This is a genomic window from Cupriavidus sp. 86D6 (assembly GCF_057815095.1).
In genome coordinates this window covers 321,383-340,780 of record NZ_JBYPSB010000005.1, presented here as the reverse complement: position 1 = coordinate 340,780, position 19,398 = coordinate 321,383, and the positions used below count along the sequence as shown (strand labels likewise).

The window sequence follows — 19,398 nt, the reverse complement described above, 5'->3', positions numbered from 1 at the left end:
CAACGCCGCTTCTATAATCGGACCACCTTCCCAGCGCCTTCGCCACCATGAGCCGCCTGCCCGACGACCCCACCACCGCCATTTCCGCCCGCGTGCGCATCGAGCGCGAGTCGCGCGGCTGGTCGCTGGCGGAGCTGGCGGACCGCTCCGGGGTGTCCAAGGCGATGATCAGCAAGATCGAACGTGGTGAGGCCAGCCCCACGGCTACCGTGCTGGGACGCCTGTCAGGCGCGTTCGGGCTGCAACTGTCGATGCTGCTGGCGCTGGCCGAGCAGGCTGGCGAACGCCTCAGCCGCGCCGCCGAACAGCCGGTGTGGCAGGACCCGGAAACGGGCTACACGCGCCGTGCGGTATCGCCGCGCAATGGCGGCATGCTTGAACTGGTGGAGGTGACGCTGCCCGGCCACGCGCGGGTATCGTACCCATCGTCGGCCTTCACGTTCCAGCATCAGCAGATCTGGGTGCTCGATGGCACGCTGGTCTTCGAGGAAGGCGAGCTGGCGCACACGCTCGGCGCCGGCGACTGCCTGCAGCTGGGGCCGCCCGCGCCCTGCACGTTCATCAATCCCGGCCCGGACGCCTGCGTCTACGTGGTGGCGCTGGTGCGCCGCTGATCAGGGCTGGTCGGCGTCGATCCACACGCGCGTCGACGCCCCCGCGCGCGTCAGCCGCATCTGGTAGGTATAGCGTTCGGGGTGGTAGAGCCCGACCAGGAACTGCACCGGGCGGCCGTTCGCGTCGGATGCCACGCGCGACACGCGCAGCAACGGCACGCCGGGCGCGATGCGGAAGATGCGGGCCACGTCCAGGTCGGCCACGGCGGCACCCAGCGTCTGCTCGGCCGAGACCACTTCGACGCCGTGCTGCGCCAGCGCCACCAGCATCGGCGTGTCCTGCAGCGTATGGCGGTCCAGCGCCGCCGCCAGATCGTCGGGCACGAACACTTCGGTATAGGAAATGGGCTGCGCCTTGAACTTGCGCACCCGCACCACCTTGAGCACGGGTGCGCCAGGCGGCAAGTCCAGTGCGGCGCTGACGGCGACGGGCGCCGCCATGCGCTTCCATTCCAGCACCTGCACGCGCGTACGCATGCTGACGCTGACGATGTTGTCGAGCAGGCCGCCTCGCACGGTCTGCACGGCGGTCCCGGCCTGCGGCACGTTGCGCGCGGTCGGCACCGTGCCCTTGCCGCGCAACCGTATCACCAGGCCTTCTTCTTGCAATCGCGCCAGGGCCGACCGCACGGTCACGCGCGCCACGCCGAACTCCTCGGCCAGCTGGCGTTCGCCGGGCAGCGGCAGGCCGGCTGCGTAGTGGCCGCCGCGAATGCGCTCGCGCAGGATCAGGCGAACCTGCTGGAAACGCGGCAGCGAGGTCAGCGGGGCGTGGGCATCGAGCATCGGGCGGGAGGCGGCAATCAGGCAGGTGGGCCGGGAACTGCGGGCGATGCCGCCACGGTACGCGTGCCGCCCCGGTCAGGCAAGCACGCGTCGCATCGGGTTATTCGTACTGCTTGCCCAGCGCCAGCATTTCCGGCGTGCCGATGACGTCATTGAGCGCCTGGAACGACAGCATCCTGTCCAGGTACGGCGTGGTGGTGCCGTTGGCGTGGAGGCTGGCCAGGTAGTCGCGCAACGCAAAACTCAGCGCGCGCACGGTGCCGCCCGGGAAGATCACGATGCGGAAGCCGATGGCCTCCAGTTCGGCGGCCGGCAGCACGGGCGTCTTGCCGCCTTCCACCATGTTGGCCAGCAGCGGCGCGCGCCCGCCCAGGCGGGCGATCGCTGCCGTCATGTCCTCGCGGCTGCGCAGGGCCTCCACGAAAAGCACATCGGCGCCGGCTTCGGCGTACTGCTCGGCGCGCGCCAGTGCGGCGTCCATGCCCTCCACGGCAACCGCGTCGGTGCGCGCGATGATCAGCGTATTGCCGTCGCGCCGCGCATCGCAGGCGGCGCGGATCTTGCCGGCCATTTCCGCGGCGCTGACCACGGTCTTGCCATCCAGATGACCGCAACGCTTGGGCATCGACTGGTCTTCGAACTGGATGGCGGTGGCGCCAGCACGTTCCAGCACGCGCACCGTCTGCATCACGTTCAGCGCATTGCCGAAACCGGTGTCGGCGTCCACGATCAGCGGCAGCGTGGGGCAACGTTCGCGGATATTGCGCGTGACCGATGCCACGTCATCCAGCGACAGGAAGCCGATATCGGGCCGCCCCAGCCGCGTGTAGGCGATGCTGGCGCCGGACAGGTAGGCGGCCTGGAAGCCGGCCTGTTCGACCAGCAGGGCCGAAAACGGGTCGTAGACGCCCGGTGCGGTCACGATGCCGGTGCCCTGCAGGCGTTGCTTCAGCGTCATTGCAGTCATTGCACTCCCTCTTTGACCGAAAGTTGGCCCGACGCGATCCGGCGCGCCAGGTGCGGGACCAGTCCGCCATCGCGGATCATGGCCACCAGATGCGGGGGCACCGGCTCGCACTGCAGCGCCGGCGCGTCGTCAATATAGACCTGGGCCGTGTCGATCTCGCATCCCGCGCGCTGGCCGGGCGTCACCGGCGGCAGCGCCGGGCAGGTCAACAACGGCAGCCCGAGGTTGAATCCATTGCGGTAGAACAGGCCGGCGAACGAGGGGGCCACCACCGCCACCACGCCCAGGTGGCGCAATACCTCGACCGCCTGCTCGCGCGACGATCCCGCGCCAAAGTTGCGCCCGCCAAAGACGATGTCGCCGGGGCGCACCTGTGCCGCGAACGACGGGTCCACGGCTTCCAGGCAATGGCGCGCAATCTCTTCGATGCCAAACTTCATGTAGGCGCCCGGCGCCAGGAAATCGGTATTGATATCGTCACCGAACACCCAGGCCCGGCCGGAAAATCGACTCATGCCAGCACCTCCCGTGGATCGGCAATGCGGCCGGCAATGGCCGAAGCGGCCACCGTGTACGGCGAGCCGAGGTAGACCTGCGATGATGCCGCGCCCATGCGGCCCTTGAAATTGCGGGCCGTGGCGCTGATCACCACGCTGTCTTCGCCAAACCGGTGCTCGCCATAGCCCGCGCAGGCGCCACAGGCGTTGGGCAGCAGCTCGGCGCCGGCATCGGTCAGCACGGCCAGCGTGCCTTCCTGCGCGGCGCGCTGCTGGTCGGCGGCACTGGCGGGCGCCACCAGCAGCCGCGTGCCCCGTGCCACGCGCCTGCCGCGCAGCACCTGTGCCGCCATGCGCAGGTCGTCCAGCTTGGCGCCGGTGCAGGCACCGATATAGGCGATGTCGATGCCCACGCTGCCGAACGTGCCCACGTCGTCGGCGTTGGCCGGCGTGTGCGGCCGCGACACCTGCGGCGCCAGCGTCGCGGCATCGAAGTCATGCACCGCCAGGCAGGCCGCGTCGGCGTCCGACTGCCAGCCGTCGATATCGATGGCATCGGCCGGCGCACCGGCGGCCAGCAGCCAGTCGCGCGTGGTTGCGTCGGGGGCGATGAGCCCCACCTGCCCGCCCAGTTCGGCGGTCATGTTCGACAGCGTCATGCGATCCTGCATCGACAGCGCCGACACGGCGTCGCCGGTGTACTCCACGGCCTGGTACTGGCCGCCGTCCATGCCGAAGCGCGTGCACATGCGCAGCATCATGTCCTTGGCCGAGACCCCGGCGCCCAGGCGGCCATGCCAGCGCATGCGGATGGTCTGCGGCACGCGCACCCAGATCTCGCCGGTCACCAGCACGCCCAGCATCTCGGTGGCGCCGATGCCGAACATGTAGGCACCGAACGCGCCGCCGGTGGACGAATGGCTGTCGCCGCCCACCGCGAACATGCCCGGGCGCAGATAGCCCTTCTGCGGCACCACCACGTGGCAGATGCCCTCCATGTCATGGAAGCGCGCCACGCCTTCGTCGCGCGCCCAGTCGCGCGCGATCTGCACGATCCTGCGGCTGTCGGCGTCATGCGCGGGCACGTAGTGGTCGGTGACCAGCACCACCTTGTCCGGATCCCACACCTTCGCGCCGAGCTTTTCGAGCATCGGCTTCACGCGGCGCGGGCCGCTGGAGTCATGCATCATCGCCAGATCCACGCGACACGTGACAATCTCGCCGGGCGCCACGTCGGCCCGGCCCGCGGCCCTGGCCAACAGCTTCTGCGCCAATGTCTGGCCCGTCATTGCTATTCCTTACTCGACTTTGGTACCGGACGCCTGGATCACCTTGGCCCAGTGCTGGATGTCGCTGCGCACGAACGCGCCGAACGCCTGCGGCGTCATGCTGACGGCCGTGGCGGCTTCGGTCTCCATGCGTTGCTTGTAGGCCGGGTCTTCGACGGCCACCTTCACCGCGCGATAGAGCTGGTCCGTGACGGCCGGCGGCAGCTGGGCCGGGCCGAACAGGCCAAACCACGCCGACGACTCGAAGCCCTTCACGGTCTGGCCGATGGGCGGCACACCCGGGAACTGCGGCAGTGCATCCCGGCTGCTGACGCCCAGGAACTTCAGCGTGCCCGACTTCAGGTGCGGCAGCACGTTCACGGTGCTGGCGAACATCAGGTCCACGGTGTTGTTGCCCAGTACATCGGTCAGCGCCGGGTTGGTCCCCTTGTACGGGATGTTCACGATGTCGGTGCCGGTGGCCAGCTTGAACTGCGCGCTGGCCAGATGCAGCGACGAGCCCTGCGCGCCAATCGCAAACGTGAGCTTGCCGGGGTGCTTCTTCGCGTAGGCGATCAGCCCTGCCGTGTTGTCGAACGGCACGCCCTTGCGGGCCACCAGCACGCTGGGCACGCGCGCCACCATCGTGATCGGCGTGAAGTCCTTGACCGGATCGAACGGCAGGTTCTTGTAGAGCGACGCGTTGATGGTATGGCCGGTAAAGCTCATCAGCAGCGTGCTGCCGTCCGGTGTGGCGCGCGCCACATATTGCGCGGCGATATTGCCGCCAGCGCCGGGCCGGTTGTCCACCACCACCGTCCGGTGCAGCGTGTCGCCCAGCGAGCGGGCAATCAGGCGCGCCAGTGCGTCGGTGGTGCCGCCTGCCGGGCTGCCCACCACGATCGTGATGGGCTTGTCCTGTGCCGCCGCGCGCTGGACCGGGGCCAATATCGCAAACAAGGCCAGCGTCGCGCCGGCCAACAGCTTTCTTCGACTGATCAACATCCGTGTCTCCGCCTCTGTGTACTTCCTGTGGGGTTCAGGCGGACTCTATGCCCCATGGCCCGGTCACTCAATGGAACCAGCTGGTCCTATCCACGGGACCAGTCAGCGCAATGGATGTACAGACATTGTCGGCCCCGCATGGCAGGCATCCATGTGCACGCCGCGCCGCGCCGTCCGAAAGCGCGCCATGGTACACAGACATGGCGCAAGTCAATACAACGCAATGCAATGCAAAGGGGGAATGTCGGGGGCGACGCGAAAGCGCCATTTACCGGCTGAAACCGGTGCCCGATGCAAAAACGCCGCGCTTCCCGACTGGCGGGGCGCGCGGCGTTGCGCGATCGAGCGGGCCACGCGGGCCCGGCAGATCAGTCGTCGAGCAGCGACAGGTCGCGCACGGCGCCCTTGTCGGCCGACATCACCAGCTTGGCATAGGCCTTGAGCGCGGCCGACACCTTGCGCGGACGCGCCTTGGCCGGCTTCCAGCCACGGGCGTCCTGCTCGGCACGGCGGGTGGCCAGTTCCTCGTCCGACACCAGCACGTTGATCGTGCGGTTGGGAATGTCGATGCGGATCTTGTCGCCATCGCGTACCAGGCCGATGGCGCCCCCGGCCGCCGCCTCGGGCGAGCAGTGGCCGATCGACAGGCCCGACGTGCCGCCGGAGAAGCGGCCGTCCGTCAGCAGCGCGCACGCCTTGCCCAGTCCCTTGGACTTGATGTAGCTGGTCGGGTACAGCATTTCCTGCATGCCCGGGCCGCCCTTCGGGCCTTCGTAGCGCACGATCACCACGTCGCCGGCCTTGACCTTGTCGTTCAGGATGTTCTCGACCGCCTCGTCCTGCGATTCGGTCACGTGGGCCGTGCCCTCGAACACCAGGATGCTCTCGTCCACGCCGGCGGTCTTCACCACGCAGCCGTCCAGCGCGATATTGCCGGTCAGCACGGCCAGGCCGCCTTCCTTCGAGAACGCGTGCTCGTACGAGCGGATGCAGCCCTCGGCGCGGTCCAGGTCCAGGCTCGGCCAGCGCGTGTTCTGGCTGAACGCCACCTGCGTGGGGATGCCGGCCGGGCCAGCCATGTAGAACGTGCGCACGGCTTCGTCCTGCGTGCGGACGATGTCCCACTGGTCCAGCGCGTCCTTGAGCGTGGGCGTATGCACGGTCGGCACGTCGGTGTGCAGCTTGCCGGCGCGGTCCAGCTCGCCCAGGATGGCCATGATGCCGCCGGCGCGATGCACGTCCTCGATGTGGTACTTGTTGGTGTTCGGCGCCACCTTGCAGAGCTGCGGCACCGAGCGCGACATGCGGTCGATGTCGGCCATCGTGAAGTCGATCTCGGCTTCACGGGCAATCGCCAGCAGGTGCAGGATGGTGTTGGTGGACCCGCCCATGGCGATGTCCAGCGTCATGGCGTTCTCGAACGCCTTGAAACCCACCGAACGCGGCAGCACGCGCTCGTCGTTCTGCTCGTAGTACATGCGGGCCAGATCGACGATGCGCTGGCCGGCGCGCTTGAACAGCTGTTCGCGGTCGGCGTGCGTGGCCACCACGGTGCCGTTGCCGGGCAGCGACAGGCCCAGCGCCTCGGTCAGGCAGTTCATCGAGTTGGCCGTGAACATGCCCGAGCACGAGCCGCACGTGGGGCAGGCCGAACGCTCGACCTGCGCCACATCCTCGTCCGAATACGACGGATCGGCGGCCATCACCATGGCGTCCACCAGGTCGAGCTTCTTCAGTTCGATGGTCTTGGTCACCGGGTTGGCCAGGCGCGTCTTGCCGGCTTCCATCGGGCCGCCCGACACGAAGATCACGGGGATGTTCAGGCGCATGGCGGCCATCAGCATGCCCGGGGTGATCTTGTCGCAGTTCGAGATGCACACCATGGCGTCGGCGCAGTGGGCATTGACCATGTATTCCACCGAATCCGCGATGATGTCGCGGCTGGGCAGCGAATACAGCATGCCGTCGTGGCCCATGGCGATGCCGTCGTCCACGGCGATGGTGTTGAATTCCTTCGCCACGCCGCCGGCGGCTTCGATCTCGCGCGCGACGAGCTGGCCCAGATCCTTCAGGTGGACGTGGCCCGGCACGAACTGGGTGAACGAATTGACCACCGCGATGATCGGCTTCTGGAAGTCTTCGTCTTTCATGCCGGTGGCGCGCCACAGCGAGCGCGCACCTGCCATGTTGCGGCCGGCGGTGGAAGTCTTGGAACGGTATGTGGGCATTGTGGGTGCTTGGAAATAACGCAAACGCAGCGGCCCACAGCGGATCGACAGGGCCAGGACAAACCCGTGCGGGCGGCCTTGTGAGCCGGGCGCCGGGCAAAGCTGGGGATTATCCCACAGCCCTTGCCCGGGTTGGGTGCCGGTCTGAGGCTACAGCGGCGGGAGTCTTCGCTTGACCGGCTGCGACTTGACGATGGACGAACTGGTCTCGGCCATCTCGGTGATCTGCTCCAGGATATGGTCCAGGTGCTCGATAGATCGCAAATACAGCCGACCGATGAAACAGTCGTCGCCGGTCACCTTGTCGCATTCGGCGAATTCGGGGATGGCCTCGATCAGCTTCTGCACCGCCTGCAGCTTGCCGGGCAGCGGCCTGATGCGGACGATGGCCTGCATCGGAAAGCCGAGCGTGCGCGGTTCCACATCGACCGTGAAGCCGCGGATCACGCCACGGTCCTCCAGCCGGCGCAGCCGTTCCGACGCGCCGGGGGACGACAGGCCCACCTGCTCGGCCAGGGCTTTTACCGGCATGCGGGCGTCCTGCTGCAGCAGGACCAGGATGCGACGGTCGATATCGTCAAGCGACATAAGGTATTTTCCTGAAAACGCCTTACAAAATACAAAAGAAAGCGAGATATGCCTGCATTTTCGACTGTGGATTGTAGGCCACAGGCCTTAAACTGCAACCCTCATTTTGCAACGATGCACGCACAGGGACAGGAGATAGCCGTGGACGACAGAACGCGGGGCATGCTGGAAATGGTGGCGGCGATGGTGATCTCGGGCACCATCGGCTGGCTGGTGGTGGTATCGGGGCGGCCGGTCACCCAGGTGGTGTTCTGGCGGTGCGCCTTCGGCGCGGTGGTGCTGGTGCCGGTCTGCCTGGCGCGTGGTTACCTGCGGCCGGGCGGCATCTCGCTGCGCCAGGCGCTGCTGGCGGTGGCCGGCGGGGTGGCCATCGTCGCCAACTGGCTGCTTCTTTTTTCAGCCTACGAAGGCGCATCGATCTCGATTGCCACGGCGGTGTACAACACCCAGCCGTTCATGCTGGTGGCGCTGGGCGCGCTGTTCCTGGGCGAGCGCCTGACCGTGGCCAAGGTGGCGTGGCTGCTGCTGGCGTTCGGCGGCATGCTGCTGATCGTGCAGGGCAAGCCCGGCGCTGGCGCGGCGCACGGCAACTACCTGCTGGGCATCGGGCTGGCACTGGGCGCGGCCTTCTTCTACGCGCTGGCGGCGCTGATCGCCAAGCAGCTCAAGGGCGTGCCGCCGCACCTGATCGCGCTGATCCACGTGCTGGTGGGCACCGTCATGCTGCTGCCGATGGCGCTGCGCGCCGACCTGCCGACCGGCGCCCTGCCCTGGGCCACGCTGGCGACCATGGGCTTTGTCCATACCGGGCTGATGTACATCCTGCTGTATGGCGCGATCCAGAAGCTGCCCACGCACCTGACAGGCGCCCTGTCGTTCATTTATCCTATCGTGGCCATTCTGGTGGACCGGCTGGCCTTCGGACATCATCTGCTCCTGTCGCAAATCGGCGGCGCGGCGTTGATCCTGCTGGCCGCCGCGGGCATGACGCTGGGATGGCCCTGGCGCGGAATGCTGCCGTGGGGGGCGCGCAAGCCCTCTGCCTGACGGCGGCCCGCGCCCCGACTTCAAATCTGACAGGGAGGCGCGCAGATGCAGCAGACGCACGGGATGTCGCGGGATCGGCTGGACCGGATCGGACGCTTTATCGACGAGACCTACGTCGCCACCGGCAAGCTGTCGGGCGCGCTGGTGCAGGTCTGGCGGCGCGGCGAACTGGCCTTGAATGCTGTGCTGGGCCAGGCCGACCGCGAGCGGCAGGTGCCGCTGGCCGAAGACGCCATTTTCCGCATCTATTCGATGACCAAGCCGATCACGTCGGTGGCCATCATGATGCTGGTGGAGGAATGCAGGATCGCCCTCGACGACCCGGTCAGCAAGTACATCCCGGCCTGGGAAAAACTGGGCGTGTTCGCGGGTGGCTTCATGGAGAGCTTCCAGACCCGCCCGCCCGCACGGCCGATGCTGGTGGTGGACCTGCTGCGCCATACCGCCGGCCTGACCTACGGCTTCCAGCAGAACAGCAACGTCGACGCGGCCTACCGCAAGCTGAAGATCGGCGAACTGGCCACCGACGGCACGCTCGACGACATGATCGAGAAGCTGGCCACACTGCCGCTGGAATTCTCGCCCGGCGAGGCCTGGAACTACTCGGTGGCCACCGACGTGCTGGGCTACCTGGTCGGCAAGATCAGCGGCATGCCGTTCGACACCTTCCTGAGAAAGCGGATTTTCGATCCGCTGGGCATGGTCGATACCGGCTTCCACGTGCCCGCGCACAAGGCCGCCCGGTTCTGCGCGTGCTACGCGGTCGGTGCGCTCGGTTCCAAGGTGATCTCGCCGCGCGGCCCGATGCTGCAGGACGATCCGCAGACCAGCCCCTACCTGCAGCCGCCCGGGTTCCTGTCGGGCGGCGGCGGCCTGGTATCGACGGCCGCCGACTACATGCGCTTTGCCCGCATGCTGCTGAACGGCGGCGAACTCGACGGCGTACGCCTGCTCGGTCCCAAGACGCTGGCGCTGATGACGGCCAACCACCTGCCCGGCGGGGTGGACCTGCCGCGCCTGTCGCGCTCGATGTTCAGTGAAGCCACCTACGAAGGCGTGGGCTTCGGCCTGGGCTTCGCCACCACCATCGCGCCGGCCAGCACGCTGATTCCGGGCAGCGCCGGCGACATGTTCTGGGGCGGCGCCGCCAGCACGTTCTTCTGGGTCGATCCCAAAGAAGACCTGATCGGCCTGTTCCTGACCCAACTGCTGCCGTCGTCGGCCTACCCGGTGCGCCGCCAGTTGCGCACGCTGGTCTACAGCGCGATCACGGAATCGGGGCCCGCACCGCGCTAGCCCGGCGGCCCGCGCTAGAGCCAGAGCGGCCCGGCGCGGGCGCGAGTAAAATGCGGCCACGTGAAACCCGCTACGGACCCGACCGAAACATGAAGCTCCGCACGACGATCGTCACGATGTCGCTGGCCGCCATGGGCGCCCTGAGCCCCCTGGCGCACGCCAGTGTGTCTTCCGATGCACACGCCTTCAAGGAAGGCGTCAAGGAAGCCGGCAAGAAAACCGGCCACGCGGTGGCCGATGTGGCCCGCACGATTGGCCACGGCGCCAAGGAAGCCGGCATCACCATCGGCCATGGCGCACGGGACGCCGGCCACGCGGTGGCCGACACCACGAAACGCGGCTATCAGGCGACCAAGCAGGCCATCAAGGGCGACGGGAAGAGCGAAGGCCGAGGCGAGGATTAATCCCGGATTGCGCGGACGATCAGGCCCGATGTCGCGCCGCCCCGCCGCACATGCGTACAATGCGCGGCTTAACCAATTGGAAAGCTGTCCGTGAAGAAAACCGACCTGGAAAAAAACAAGGGCCTGAAGATCAACAACAATCTGAAGCAGGCCGGCGCCAACCGGGCAGGTGGGCTCCCGAAGTCGCAGCGCCAGCAGGGCACCGGCAAGAATGGCCTGCTCGGCAAGCTGCTCGGCAAGGCCGTGCCGCAGGAAAAAACCGAGGACTGAATCAAATCGCCGGGGCCGCCGGCATCGCGCGCGCCACCGGGCAGGTCGGGTCGATGGCCCGGCACAGCGCATAGAGATCGCGCACGATCACATGCGGCGCCGGGCTGCTGCGGGCCCAGCGCGCCGCAGCGGCATCGTCCGAGCGCACCACCCACGCGGCCTGAAAGCCAGCCGCGATCGCACCCACCACATCCAGATCCGCATCGTCGCCGACGTGCAGCATCCGTTCGGGCCGGCACCCGGCCAGTTCGGCCGCCGCATGGAAGATCGCGGCATCGGGCTTGGCGCACCCCGCGGTCTCCGGATTCAACGCCGCATGGAAGAAGTGATGGCCGCCCGTCACCTGCAGGCTGGCGTTGCCGTTGGACACGGCCACCAGCGGAAAGCGGGCGCTCAGCCATTCCAGCGCCGGGAATGCATCGTCGAAGAAATCCACGCGCTGGCGCGCGGCAAAGAATACGTCATAGGCCGCCTCGGCCAGTTGCGGGTCTTCGTCCGACAGTTGCAGGAGCATGCGGATCGATCCCAGCCGCAGTTCGCGCAGGCTGTGCGATAGGTCGGGGCGCTCGGCCTGGAACCGCGCGCGTAGCTCCCCCAGCACTTGCGGCGACGTCAGCAGGCCCGATGTGCGCGGCGCCTGCGCCAGCAGCCAGTCGTGCAGGGTCTGCTCGGCCCGGATGACGGCGGGCGTGAAGGGCCACAGGGTATCGTCGAGATCGAGCGAAATGGCCGCGAGGTTGGCCAGTGGTTGTTGCATGGGGACAGGGGCACGGAATGGGGAATCGGTCCGAATTGTGCCAGGGTTCGCCGCGCCCCGTACGGCAATCGCCCGCATTCGGTACGCTGGCCGCCTTACAGTTCCGATATCCCGAAACGCCGCAGCGCCTCCAGGTCCGTGACCCGGATGGTCTGGTACGACAACCCGACCATGCCTTCGGCCTCCAGCCGCCGCAGCGCCTGGTTCACGCGCTGGCGCGACAGCCCGGTGAGCAGGCCGATTTCCTCCTGCGACAACTCCAGCACCGCCGTCGTCTTCGGATAGAGCGCCCGGTGGAACAGCTGGGCGATGGCCTGCGCCACGCGGGCATCGGCGCCCAGCAGGCGGTCGTTCTGCACCATGGCGATGAACTGGCCCATGCGCTCGTTGAGCTGGCGCACCACGTAGCCCGCAAAGGGCAGGCTGTCCGCCAGCAGCGTGTTGAAGACCGTTTCCGCCACCAGCAGCACGCGCGATTCGCGAATGGCGATCACATCGTAGCGCCGGTCTTCGCGCTTGATGACGCTGCCCTCCCCGCACCAGCCACCGGCCGGCACGCCACAGAAGGTGCAGCCGCGCCCGTCCGGCGTGTAGACCGCCAGCTTGATCAGGCCAGCATCCACGCCGATCCAGTGGCGGGAATATTCGCCCCGCCGCGCGATATAGCTGTCGGGCGCGAACGTCCGCACCCCGGTGCCCGACGCCGCCAGCGCCTGGTGTTCCGGCGCCAGCGCGCGATACCAGTCGTGTTGTTCAAGCAATTCGTGGACGTTCATGAGCCTGCGGCAACGGTTACGCAATGAAATCTGACGCGAAACTTACGCCAACGGGGCACAAGATGCATCAATGTCGCGGTTGGGGCAGATCTGTCGCCTGCATGACAGAGTCGGCCCGCGCGAGAATGATAGCGTGGCCCCCGAGCACACAACACGAATCCAACAGGATCCAGACAGGAGACACGCATCATGCCGACCGACTTCGATACCGGGCTGGCCCGCAACGCCGCCAATTTCGTGCCGCTGACCCCGCTCGACTTCATCGCCCGCGCGGCCGAAGTCTACGGCCAGCGGCTGGCCATCGTGCATGGTCCGCTACGGCAGAACTGGCGCGATACCTATACACGCTGCCGCCGGCTGGCCAGTGCTCTTGCGCGCGCCGGCGTCGGCAAGGGTGACACGGTCGCCGCGTTGCTGCCCAACACGCCGGCCATGATCGAGGCGCATTTCGGCGTGCCGATGTCCGGCGCCGTGCTCAACGCGCTGAACATCCGCCTCGATGCCGCCAACCTGGTCTTCATGCTGCGCCACGGCGAGGCGCGCGTGCTGCTGGCTGATACCGAGTTCGCCGATGTGGCGCGCCAGCTTGCGCGCGAGGTGCAGGGGCTCAAGGTCATCGCGGTCCATGATGTGCTCGGCCCCGAGCCCGACGCGCCGTTTGGCGACACCGACTACGAGAGCTTCCTGGCCGGCGGCGACCCCGACTACGACTGGCAGATGCCGGCTGACGAATGGGATGCCATCGCGCTCAACTACACGTCCGGCACGACGGGCGACCCCAAGGGCGTGGTCTACCACCACCGTGGCGCGGCCATGAACGCGGTGTCCAACATCCTGGAATGGGACATGGCCAAGCATCCGGTCTACTTGTGGACGCTGCCGCTGTTCCACTGCAATGGCTGGTGCTTTGCGTGGACCGTGGCCGCCCGCGCCGGCGTCAACGTCTGCCTGCGCAAGTTCGATCCGAAGCTGGTGTTCGATCTGATGCGCGACGAGGGCGTGACCCACTACTGCGCGGCGCCCATCGTCCATACCGCGCTGGTCAGTGCACCGGCCACGTGGCGCGAAGGCCTGCGCGGGCCGGTGCGCGGCATGGTGGCGGGCGCACCGCCGCCGGCTGCGGTGCTGGCGCAGATGGAACAGATGGGCTTCGAACTGTCGCACGTCTATGGCCTGACCGAGGTGTACGGCCCGGCCGCGGCCTGTGCGGAGCAGGACGACTGGCGCCACGTGTCGATGGAAGAACGGGCCGTCCTGAAGGCTCGCCAGGGCGTGCGCTACCACCTGCAGGCAGGCGTGGCCGTACTGGACCCAGACACCATGCAGCCGGTGCCGCGCGACGGCGAAACCATCGGCGAGATCATGTTCCGCGGCAATATCTGCATGAAGGGCTACCTGAAAAACGACCGCGCCACGCGCGAGGCGTTTGCCGGCGGCTGGTTCCATACGGGCGACCTGGGCGTGTGCATGCCCGACGGCTATATCAAGATCAAGGACCGCAGCAAGGACATCATCATCTCGGGCGGCGAGAACATCTCCAGCGTCGAGGTCGAGGACGCGATCTACCGCCACCCGGCCGTCATGGCCGCCGCCGTGGTGGCCCAGCCCGACGCCAGGTGGGGCGAAACCCCGTGCGCGTTCGTCGAACTCAAGGACGGCGCGAGCGCCACCGCCGAGGAAATCATCGCCCACTGCCGCACGCTGCTGGCCGGCTTCAAGGTGCCCAAGGCCGTGTACTTCGGCCCGCTGCCCAAGACATCGACGGGCAAGATCCAGAAGTTCGAACTCCGGCGCCAGCTGCAGTCTGCCGCCGCGATCGACGTCTGACGCCCCCCCGCCGTGCAACACCGCCGCGCCGCCGCGCTTCAGGGCTTGGGCGCCGGGGCGTCCGCCTTGCGCCCTGCCATGTGGTGCAGGTAGGCCAGCAGATCCTTGAGCTCGGCGTCGGACAGCGTTTTCTGGTCGATCGACGACATCTTCGAGCCCGGCCACCAGCGCAGCGCCTGCGGGTCGCGGATCAGCTTCGACAGCTTGTCGTCGCCCAGGTATTCCACCGGGTTGTAGGGCACGTTCAGGTCCGGCCCCAGGTTGGCGTCGCCGGCGCGGTTCATCGAATGGCACGAGAAGCAGACGCGCTGGAACGCCGCAAAGCCGCGCATGACCGGGCCGTCGGCGGGCTCGCCTTCGGCCGGGCGGATCGCCGCAAAACGCTCGGCGGCGGCGCCGCCCAGATCAATGCGTGCAATCGCCCAGGTCCACAGGCTTTCGGTGATCCGCACCGGCGCCTCGGGCTGCCTGGCCGACTTCGGCACGGTCCAGATCAGCCGGAACGGGCCGATGTCCTGCCCTTTCAGCTTCGGCCACGGCTTTGCCGGGTTTTCCACCGCCAGCCACGCACGCGGGCCGTCGGGGCGGTCGGCCAGCAGCAGGCCCAGCGGCAAATGCGAGACATAGCCATCGGTGGCGGCCGTGGTGGCGCTGCCGTCCGGCGTTGCCGGCAGGCCTGCCAGCAGCGCCGCCATCGGGATGGCCTTGAACGTCATGCGGCGCTTGTAGTTGTCGTCATCGACGGTGACGCTGGCCAGGCGCCGGTCTTTCAGCAGCGCATCGCGGGTCAGGATCTTCTGCTGGTCGCCAGCGGTGATGGTCAGCTTGGCGGCGTCCTCGGCGTGCGCGGGGGCGGCGCCGATCAGGGCCAGCGTGCAGCCGATGGCTGCGGCGGCGCGGGTGAGCCAGGGGGTCATGTTCTCTCCTCGTGCGGGCGCTGGGGTGTTATCGAGGCGGGCGCCCTGGCCGTAACCCTAAACGATGCCCATGACAGGCTGCAATCTTCCCTGTCCCCCAACACACCTGTCCGCCCGCATGACGCATGCTTCGGGGGATGCTGGCTGGCGGTCGGCATGTGGCGCGCCGCCCCCCAGCAAAGGTTTTGCAAAAGAAATGCTTGCGCTTTGCCAAAGTCGTCTATAGAATTCGCGCCTTCGCTAGGCTCGTAGCTCAGCTGGTTAGAGCACCACCTTGACATGGTGGGGGTCGTTGGTTCGAGTCCAATCGAGCCTACCAACGCACAAACAGGAACGGACGGTCGCCCCTCGGCACCGTCCGTTTTTGCATTCCAGACCGAACGGAACCCTTTCATGATCCAGCCAAGCCCGGTATTCAAGGACAACCTCGCCCAATTGCCCGCCATCGACGGCATCGCCCGCATCGACCTGGTCGACACCGGGGGCACCGTGGTGGCCAGCATCGAGAACGTACCGGGCAAGCAAGGCTCGCTGGCCGTGTACCACTACCTCCAGCAGGTCTTCGGCAAGCTCGATGCCCAGGCCGCCGAGCATGGCCTGGCCGTCTTTGCCGAACACACCGCCGATGCGCGCAACCGGCCGGGCGCACACCCGAACGTGGACCGCCTGCTGGCCGTCGCCAGCGGCGGCGAAGCCCTGCGGATCGAAGTCGTCGCCCGCGCCTAAAGCGGCCTGCCGTCCGCCGCGCGACGCAGAAAAAGACGAACGGCCCCTTGCGAGGGGCCGTTCTACTACTACGGAGTGGCGAGATCCTAGTGCGCGGTCGCTTCGCCCGCGCCGATGCCCGTCTCGGAGCGCAGTTCCTGCGCCTCGAAACCAGCCTTGTCCAGCAGGGCGCGCCGTGACTTGTCGGTCACCGAGAACAGCCAGATGCCGACGAAACCGATCGTCATCGAGAACAGCGCCGGCGACGTGTAGGGGAACGGCGCGTTCTTGAAGTGGAACACATCGACCCAGACCGCCTGGGACAGCACGGTCAGCACCACCGCCGACACCAGCCCCAGGAAGCCGCCAACCATCGCGCCCCGCGTGGTGCAACCCTTCCACAGCACCGACAGGAACAGCACCGGGAAGTTGGCCGATGCCGCCACCGCGAACGCCAGCGACACCATGAACGCGATGTTCTGCTTCTCGAACACGATGCCCAGCACCACGGCGATGAAGCCCAGCACGATGGTCGTGAGCTTCGACACACGCAGTTCCTCGGCACTGGTGGCCTTGCCGTGCCTGAACACCGTCTGGTACAGGTCGTGCGACACCGCCGACGCACCGGCCAGTGTCAGGCCCGCCACCACGGCCAGGATCGTCGCGAAGGCTACCGCCGAGATAAAGCCCAGGAACACATTGCCGCCCACTGCGCTGGCCAGGTGAACGGCAGCCATGTTCACGCCACCCAGCAGCTTGCCGCTACCGTCCTGGAAGCTGGCGTTGGTGCCGACCAGCACGATCGCGCCAAAGCCGATAATGAACGTCAGGATGTAGAAGTAGCCGATCCAGGTGGTGGCCCAGAACACCGACTTGCGGGCTTCCTTGGCGTTCGGCACGGTGAAGAAGCGCATCAGGATGTGCGGCAGCCCGGCGGTACCGAACATCAGCGCGATGCCGAACGAGATGGCCGAGATCGGGTCCTTGATGAAGTTGCCGGGGCTCATGATCGAGTCCTTCTTCGCATGCACTTCCACGGCCTTGGCGAACAGCTGCTCCGGGCTGAAGTGATACTGCGCCAGCACCATGAAGGCCATGAACGACGCACCGCCCAGCAGCAGGCAGGCCTTGATGATCTGCACCCACGTGGTGGCGGTCATGCCGCCGAACAGCACGTAGATCATCATCAGCGCGCCCACGATGACCACGGCCACCCAGTATTCCAGACCGAACAGCAGCTTGATCAGTTGCCCCGCGCCCACCATCTGCGCGATCAGGTAGAACGCCACCACCACCAGCGTGCCCGACGCCGCGAAGGCACGGATGGGCGCCTGCTTGAAGCGGTACGCCGCCACATCGGCAAAGGTGAAGCGGCCGAGATTGCGCAGCCGTTCGGCCAGCAGGAATGTGATGATCGGCCAGCCGACCAGGAAGCCGATCGAATAGATCAGCCCGTCGTAGCCATTGGTGTACACCGCTGCGGAAATGCCCAGGAACGACGCGGCCGACATGAAGTCGCCGGCAATCGCCAGGCCATTCTGGAAGCCCGTGATGCCGCCGCCCGTGTAGAACGTGGCGGCGGACTTGGTTTTCTTGGCCGCCCACTTGGTAATGAACAGCGTGCCGATGACAAACACCACGAACATGCCGATGGCCGTCCAGTTGGTGGCCTGCTTCACGGCCTGGCCCAGATCGCCACCGGCGGCGAAGGCGTTGGCGGACAGCAGCAGTGCCGCGCCGAGCGCGGCGGCGCCAAATGCGTGACGGGTCATCATGCCACCTCCTGCTTGATGCGATCGGTCAGGTCGTCATAGACGCGGTTGGCATGGCGCACGTACAGGCCGGTAATCACGACGGTAAAGAGAATCACGAACAGCCCGATCGGCATGCCCCAGGTCATGACGCCCTGTCCCACGCGCGTTGCCAACAGCTCCTTGTCGAAGGCAATCAGCAGCACGTAGCCGTAGTACACCACCAGCATCACGGCCGTCAGCAGCCAGCCAAGCCGGCCGCGCCGACGCACCAGTTCCTGATACTGCCGGCTGGCCTTCAGTTTCTCGATCACATCCTCTTGCATGCTTGTCTCCTGCGCATCGCTGCTGCACGTGCTTGCCACATAGTTTTGCGTTTGCCGTGCGGGTTTCCTCCGCATGGCGTGGTGACAAGGTAATGCGCGCCCCTTACCCGGTTCTTACACGGTGCGCCTGGCGATGCGGGGGTAAACGCCTAGCCTGTGCGTAAGTCCGTCGAGGTCCAGGGAGGTCGCGTCATCCGGATGGCCGCAGGGAATCTGCGCCGGGGGGCGCCGCGCGCGTCGACCCGTTCGCGGGTGCGACGCGCGCGGCGTGGCAAGCGCCGTTCAGCGCATCTTGCCGAGGATCGCCTTCATCTCGTCTTCGGTGAAGGCGCGCAGTGTCTGCGTGTGAACATTCCCCTGCGAGCCGATCGACAGACCAAAGGCCGTCACGGAGGCGTCGTCCTGCGCTTCCAGCGTCAGGATCACGTCATATTTTCCGAGCGTCCAGAACACGTCGGTCACCTTCACGCCGAACTGCGGCGCCATTTCGCGCACGGCCGCGGCGCGTTTGGTGGTGTCCTTGACAGTGCGTATGCCCTGGTCTGTAAAGCTTGCGAGCACGATGTATCGGGTCATGGCAAATCTCCGACAGGATGGGACAGCGTCGTCAGCGCGCTGACAACGGCTCATGGCTTCGGAGCGTGACCCGACAGGTGCGCGCAACGCACCGTCCTGGCAAAACCGGATCGTGGACGCGTACACCTTGCAGGCGACACGCCGGGGAGTGTGAGCAACTTCGCATCGATGCAAGGAGCGAGCCACTGGCCGCACCATGCAGGCTGGCGGGCAGCGGCCATCCATTACGCGGATGATTCGCGCCCAGGCCGTTGCAAGCCTGAAACAGTCAGCGTGACGGCGTGCGCACCGGACCCGGACACGCCTTGAGCCCTAGCCATATCACGCCAATCACGATATTGACCGGGACGCTGAGCGCGCCCGGCACATAGAAGCACGCCGACAGCACCGGCGCGCGCATCAGCACCTCTACGGCACCGCCCAGCCCGTACAGCAGCACGCCACACCACAGCCACCGCCGCATATAGGTCAGCAGCCAGTGCGCGCGGGCCTGGTTGAAGCGCCAGGCCGCCGTGCGCGCGATCAGGTCGCCCCGGCTGGCGTCCGCGAACATCCAGTCGAAAAAGAAGTACCGATACAGCAGGGTGCGAAAGGCAAGCTCTTGCATGATGAGGGTGGGCCAACTCTGGCCGTATCGCGCAAAGACCGTGCCCACGCCGCTTCCGGCGCCGGGACTTTCACTACTTTAGGCGCTTCAGGCGCACCAGGCGGATTTTTCACGCCCGCCCTCGCATCGGACAGACACCTGCACCGGGGCGATGCACCGCGCATCGATGCCGGTCGCCGTGCCGCC

At 67.0% G+C, this 19,398-nt stretch carries 21 protein-coding genes and 1 tRNA gene; 8 read left to right on the top strand and 14 right to left on the bottom strand.

The window, feature by feature from the left end; genetic code table 11:
• The first annotated feature begins 47 nt into the window (after positions 1-47).
• Positions 48-614 (top strand): helix-turn-helix domain-containing protein, encoded by a 567-nt coding sequence (locus tag AC3G88_RS14955; RefSeq protein WP_488771973.1) that lies wholly within the window; start codon positions 48-50, stop codon positions 612-614.
• Here the strand turns inward: AC3G88_RS14955 and AC3G88_RS14950 are convergent, their stop codons facing one another.
• The 7 genes from AC3G88_RS14950 to AC3G88_RS14920 form a co-directional block, all read right to left on the bottom strand.
• Positions 615-1,400 (bottom strand): GntR family transcriptional regulator, encoded by a 786-nt coding sequence (locus tag AC3G88_RS14950; protein WP_488771974.1) that lies wholly within the window; start codon positions 1,398-1,400, stop codon positions 615-617. It lies immediately after the preceding gene.
• Positions 1,401-1,500: 100 nt separating this feature from the next.
• Complete coding sequence (locus AC3G88_RS14945) at positions 1,501-2,358, bottom strand: isocitrate lyase/PEP mutase family protein (RefSeq protein WP_488772365.1); 858 nt, start codon at positions 2,356-2,358, stop codon at positions 1,501-1,503.
• Positions 2,359-2,363: 5 nt separating this feature from the next.
• On the bottom strand, positions 2,364-2,882 hold the full coding sequence (locus tag AC3G88_RS14940; RefSeq protein ID WP_488771975.1) for a LeuD/DmdB family oxidoreductase small subunit: 519 nt from the start codon (positions 2,880-2,882) through the stop codon (positions 2,364-2,366).
• Positions 2,879-4,153 carry a 3-isopropylmalate dehydratase large subunit gene (locus AC3G88_RS14935; RefSeq protein WP_488771976.1) on the bottom strand — a complete coding sequence of 425 codons (1,275 nt, stop codon included), beginning with the start codon at positions 4,151-4,153 and terminating at the stop codon, positions 2,879-2,881. Before AC3G88_RS14935 ends, AC3G88_RS14940 begins: the two co-directional genes overlap by 4 nt.
• A 9-nt stretch (positions 4,154-4,162) precedes the next feature.
• Positions 4,163-5,137, bottom strand: coding sequence for a Bug family tripartite tricarboxylate transporter substrate binding protein (locus tag AC3G88_RS14930; protein WP_488771978.1), 975 nt, complete (start codon positions 5,135-5,137; stop codon positions 4,163-4,165).
• Between the two features lie 368 nt (positions 5,138-5,505).
• Entirely contained in the window at positions 5,506-7,365 is a 1,860-nt protein-coding gene (gene ilvD, locus AC3G88_RS14925; protein ID WP_400392783.1) for a dihydroxy-acid dehydratase, read from the bottom strand.
• A 150-nt stretch (positions 7,366-7,515) separates the two neighbouring features.
• Positions 7,516-7,953, bottom strand: a complete 438-nt coding sequence (locus tag AC3G88_RS14920) for an Lrp/AsnC family transcriptional regulator (protein ID WP_488771979.1) — start codon at positions 7,951-7,953, stop codon at positions 7,516-7,518.
• 141 nt (positions 7,954-8,094) lie between these two features.
• Between AC3G88_RS14920 and AC3G88_RS14915 the strand changes: the two genes are divergently transcribed.
• The 4 genes from AC3G88_RS14915 to AC3G88_RS14900 all read left to right on the top strand — a co-directional run bounded on the left by AC3G88_RS14915 (position 8,095) and on the right by AC3G88_RS14900 (position 10,970).
• Positions 8,095-9,000: a DMT family transporter gene (locus AC3G88_RS14915; protein ID WP_488771980.1), complete on the top strand. Its 906-nt coding sequence runs from the start codon at positions 8,095-8,097 to the stop codon at positions 8,998-9,000.
• 45 nt (positions 9,001-9,045) lie between these two features.
• Complete coding sequence (locus AC3G88_RS14910) at positions 9,046-10,296, top strand: serine hydrolase domain-containing protein (protein WP_488771981.1); 1,251 nt, start codon at positions 9,046-9,048, stop codon at positions 10,294-10,296.
• A gap of 89 nt (positions 10,297-10,385) precedes the next feature.
• Complete coding sequence (locus AC3G88_RS14905; RefSeq protein ID WP_488771982.1) at positions 10,386-10,700, top strand: hypothetical protein; 315 nt, start codon at positions 10,386-10,388, stop codon at positions 10,698-10,700.
• 90 nt (positions 10,701-10,790) lie between these two features.
• Positions 10,791-10,970 carry a hypothetical protein gene (locus AC3G88_RS14900; protein WP_249641031.1) on the top strand — a complete coding sequence of 60 codons (180 nt, stop codon included), beginning with the start codon at positions 10,791-10,793 and terminating at the stop codon, positions 10,968-10,970.
• Position 10,971: 1 nt separating this feature from the next.
• Here the strand turns inward: AC3G88_RS14900 and AC3G88_RS14895 are convergent, their stop codons facing one another.
• Positions 10,972-11,727 carry an HAD family hydrolase gene (locus AC3G88_RS14895; RefSeq protein ID WP_488771983.1) on the bottom strand — a complete coding sequence of 252 codons (756 nt, stop codon included), beginning with the start codon at positions 11,725-11,727 and terminating at the stop codon, positions 10,972-10,974.
• 95 nt (positions 11,728-11,822) lie between these two features.
• Positions 11,823-12,503, bottom strand: coding sequence for a Crp/Fnr family transcriptional regulator (locus tag AC3G88_RS14890; protein ID WP_400395990.1), 681 nt, complete (start codon positions 12,501-12,503; stop codon positions 11,823-11,825).
• Between the two features lie 189 nt (positions 12,504-12,692).
• On the opposite strand from AC3G88_RS14890, the gene AC3G88_RS14885 reads away from it, so the two are divergent.
• Positions 12,693-14,330, top strand: coding sequence for an acyl-CoA synthetase (locus AC3G88_RS14885; RefSeq protein ID WP_488771984.1), 1,638 nt, complete (start codon positions 12,693-12,695; stop codon positions 14,328-14,330).
• A gap of 38 nt (positions 14,331-14,368) precedes the next feature.
• Here the strand turns inward: AC3G88_RS14885 and AC3G88_RS14880 are convergent, their stop codons facing one another.
• On the bottom strand, positions 14,369-15,247 hold the full coding sequence (locus AC3G88_RS14880; protein WP_488771985.1) for a c-type cytochrome: 879 nt from the start codon (positions 15,245-15,247) through the stop codon (positions 14,369-14,371).
• Positions 15,248-15,489: 242 nt separating this feature from the next.
• On the opposite strand from AC3G88_RS14880, the gene AC3G88_RS14875 reads away from it, so the two are divergent.
• Together AC3G88_RS14875 and AC3G88_RS14870 are read left to right on the top strand one after the other, a co-directional pair.
• Positions 15,490-15,566, top strand: a tRNA-Val gene (locus AC3G88_RS14875).
• A 74-nt stretch (positions 15,567-15,640) separates the two neighbouring features.
• A complete protein-coding gene (locus AC3G88_RS14870; RefSeq protein ID WP_488771986.1) occupies positions 15,641-15,973 on the top strand; it encodes a DUF2322 family protein in 333 nt (110 codons plus the stop codon).
• Positions 15,974-16,059: 86 nt separating this feature from the next.
• Here AC3G88_RS14870 and AC3G88_RS14865 read toward each other — a convergent pair whose 3' ends face one another.
• The 4 genes from AC3G88_RS14865 to AC3G88_RS14850 all read right to left on the bottom strand — a co-directional run bounded on the left by AC3G88_RS14865 (position 16,060) and on the right by AC3G88_RS14850 (position 19,212).
• A complete protein-coding gene (locus AC3G88_RS14865; RefSeq protein WP_488771988.1) occupies positions 16,060-17,727 on the bottom strand; it encodes a cation acetate symporter in 1,668 nt (555 codons plus the stop codon).
• A complete protein-coding gene (locus AC3G88_RS14860; RefSeq protein WP_153945946.1) occupies positions 17,724-18,029 on the bottom strand; it encodes a DUF485 domain-containing protein in 306 nt (101 codons plus the stop codon). Before AC3G88_RS14860 ends, AC3G88_RS14865 begins: the two co-directional genes overlap by 4 nt.
• A gap of 282 nt (positions 18,030-18,311) precedes the next feature.
• Positions 18,312-18,605, bottom strand: a complete 294-nt coding sequence (locus AC3G88_RS14855; RefSeq protein WP_153945945.1) for a GYD domain-containing protein — start codon at positions 18,603-18,605, stop codon at positions 18,312-18,314.
• Between the two features lie 268 nt (positions 18,606-18,873).
• Positions 18,874-19,212 (bottom strand): hypothetical protein, encoded by a 339-nt coding sequence (locus AC3G88_RS14850; RefSeq protein ID WP_153945944.1) that lies wholly within the window; start codon positions 19,210-19,212, stop codon positions 18,874-18,876.
• Between the last annotated feature and the right edge of the window lie 186 nt (positions 19,213-19,398).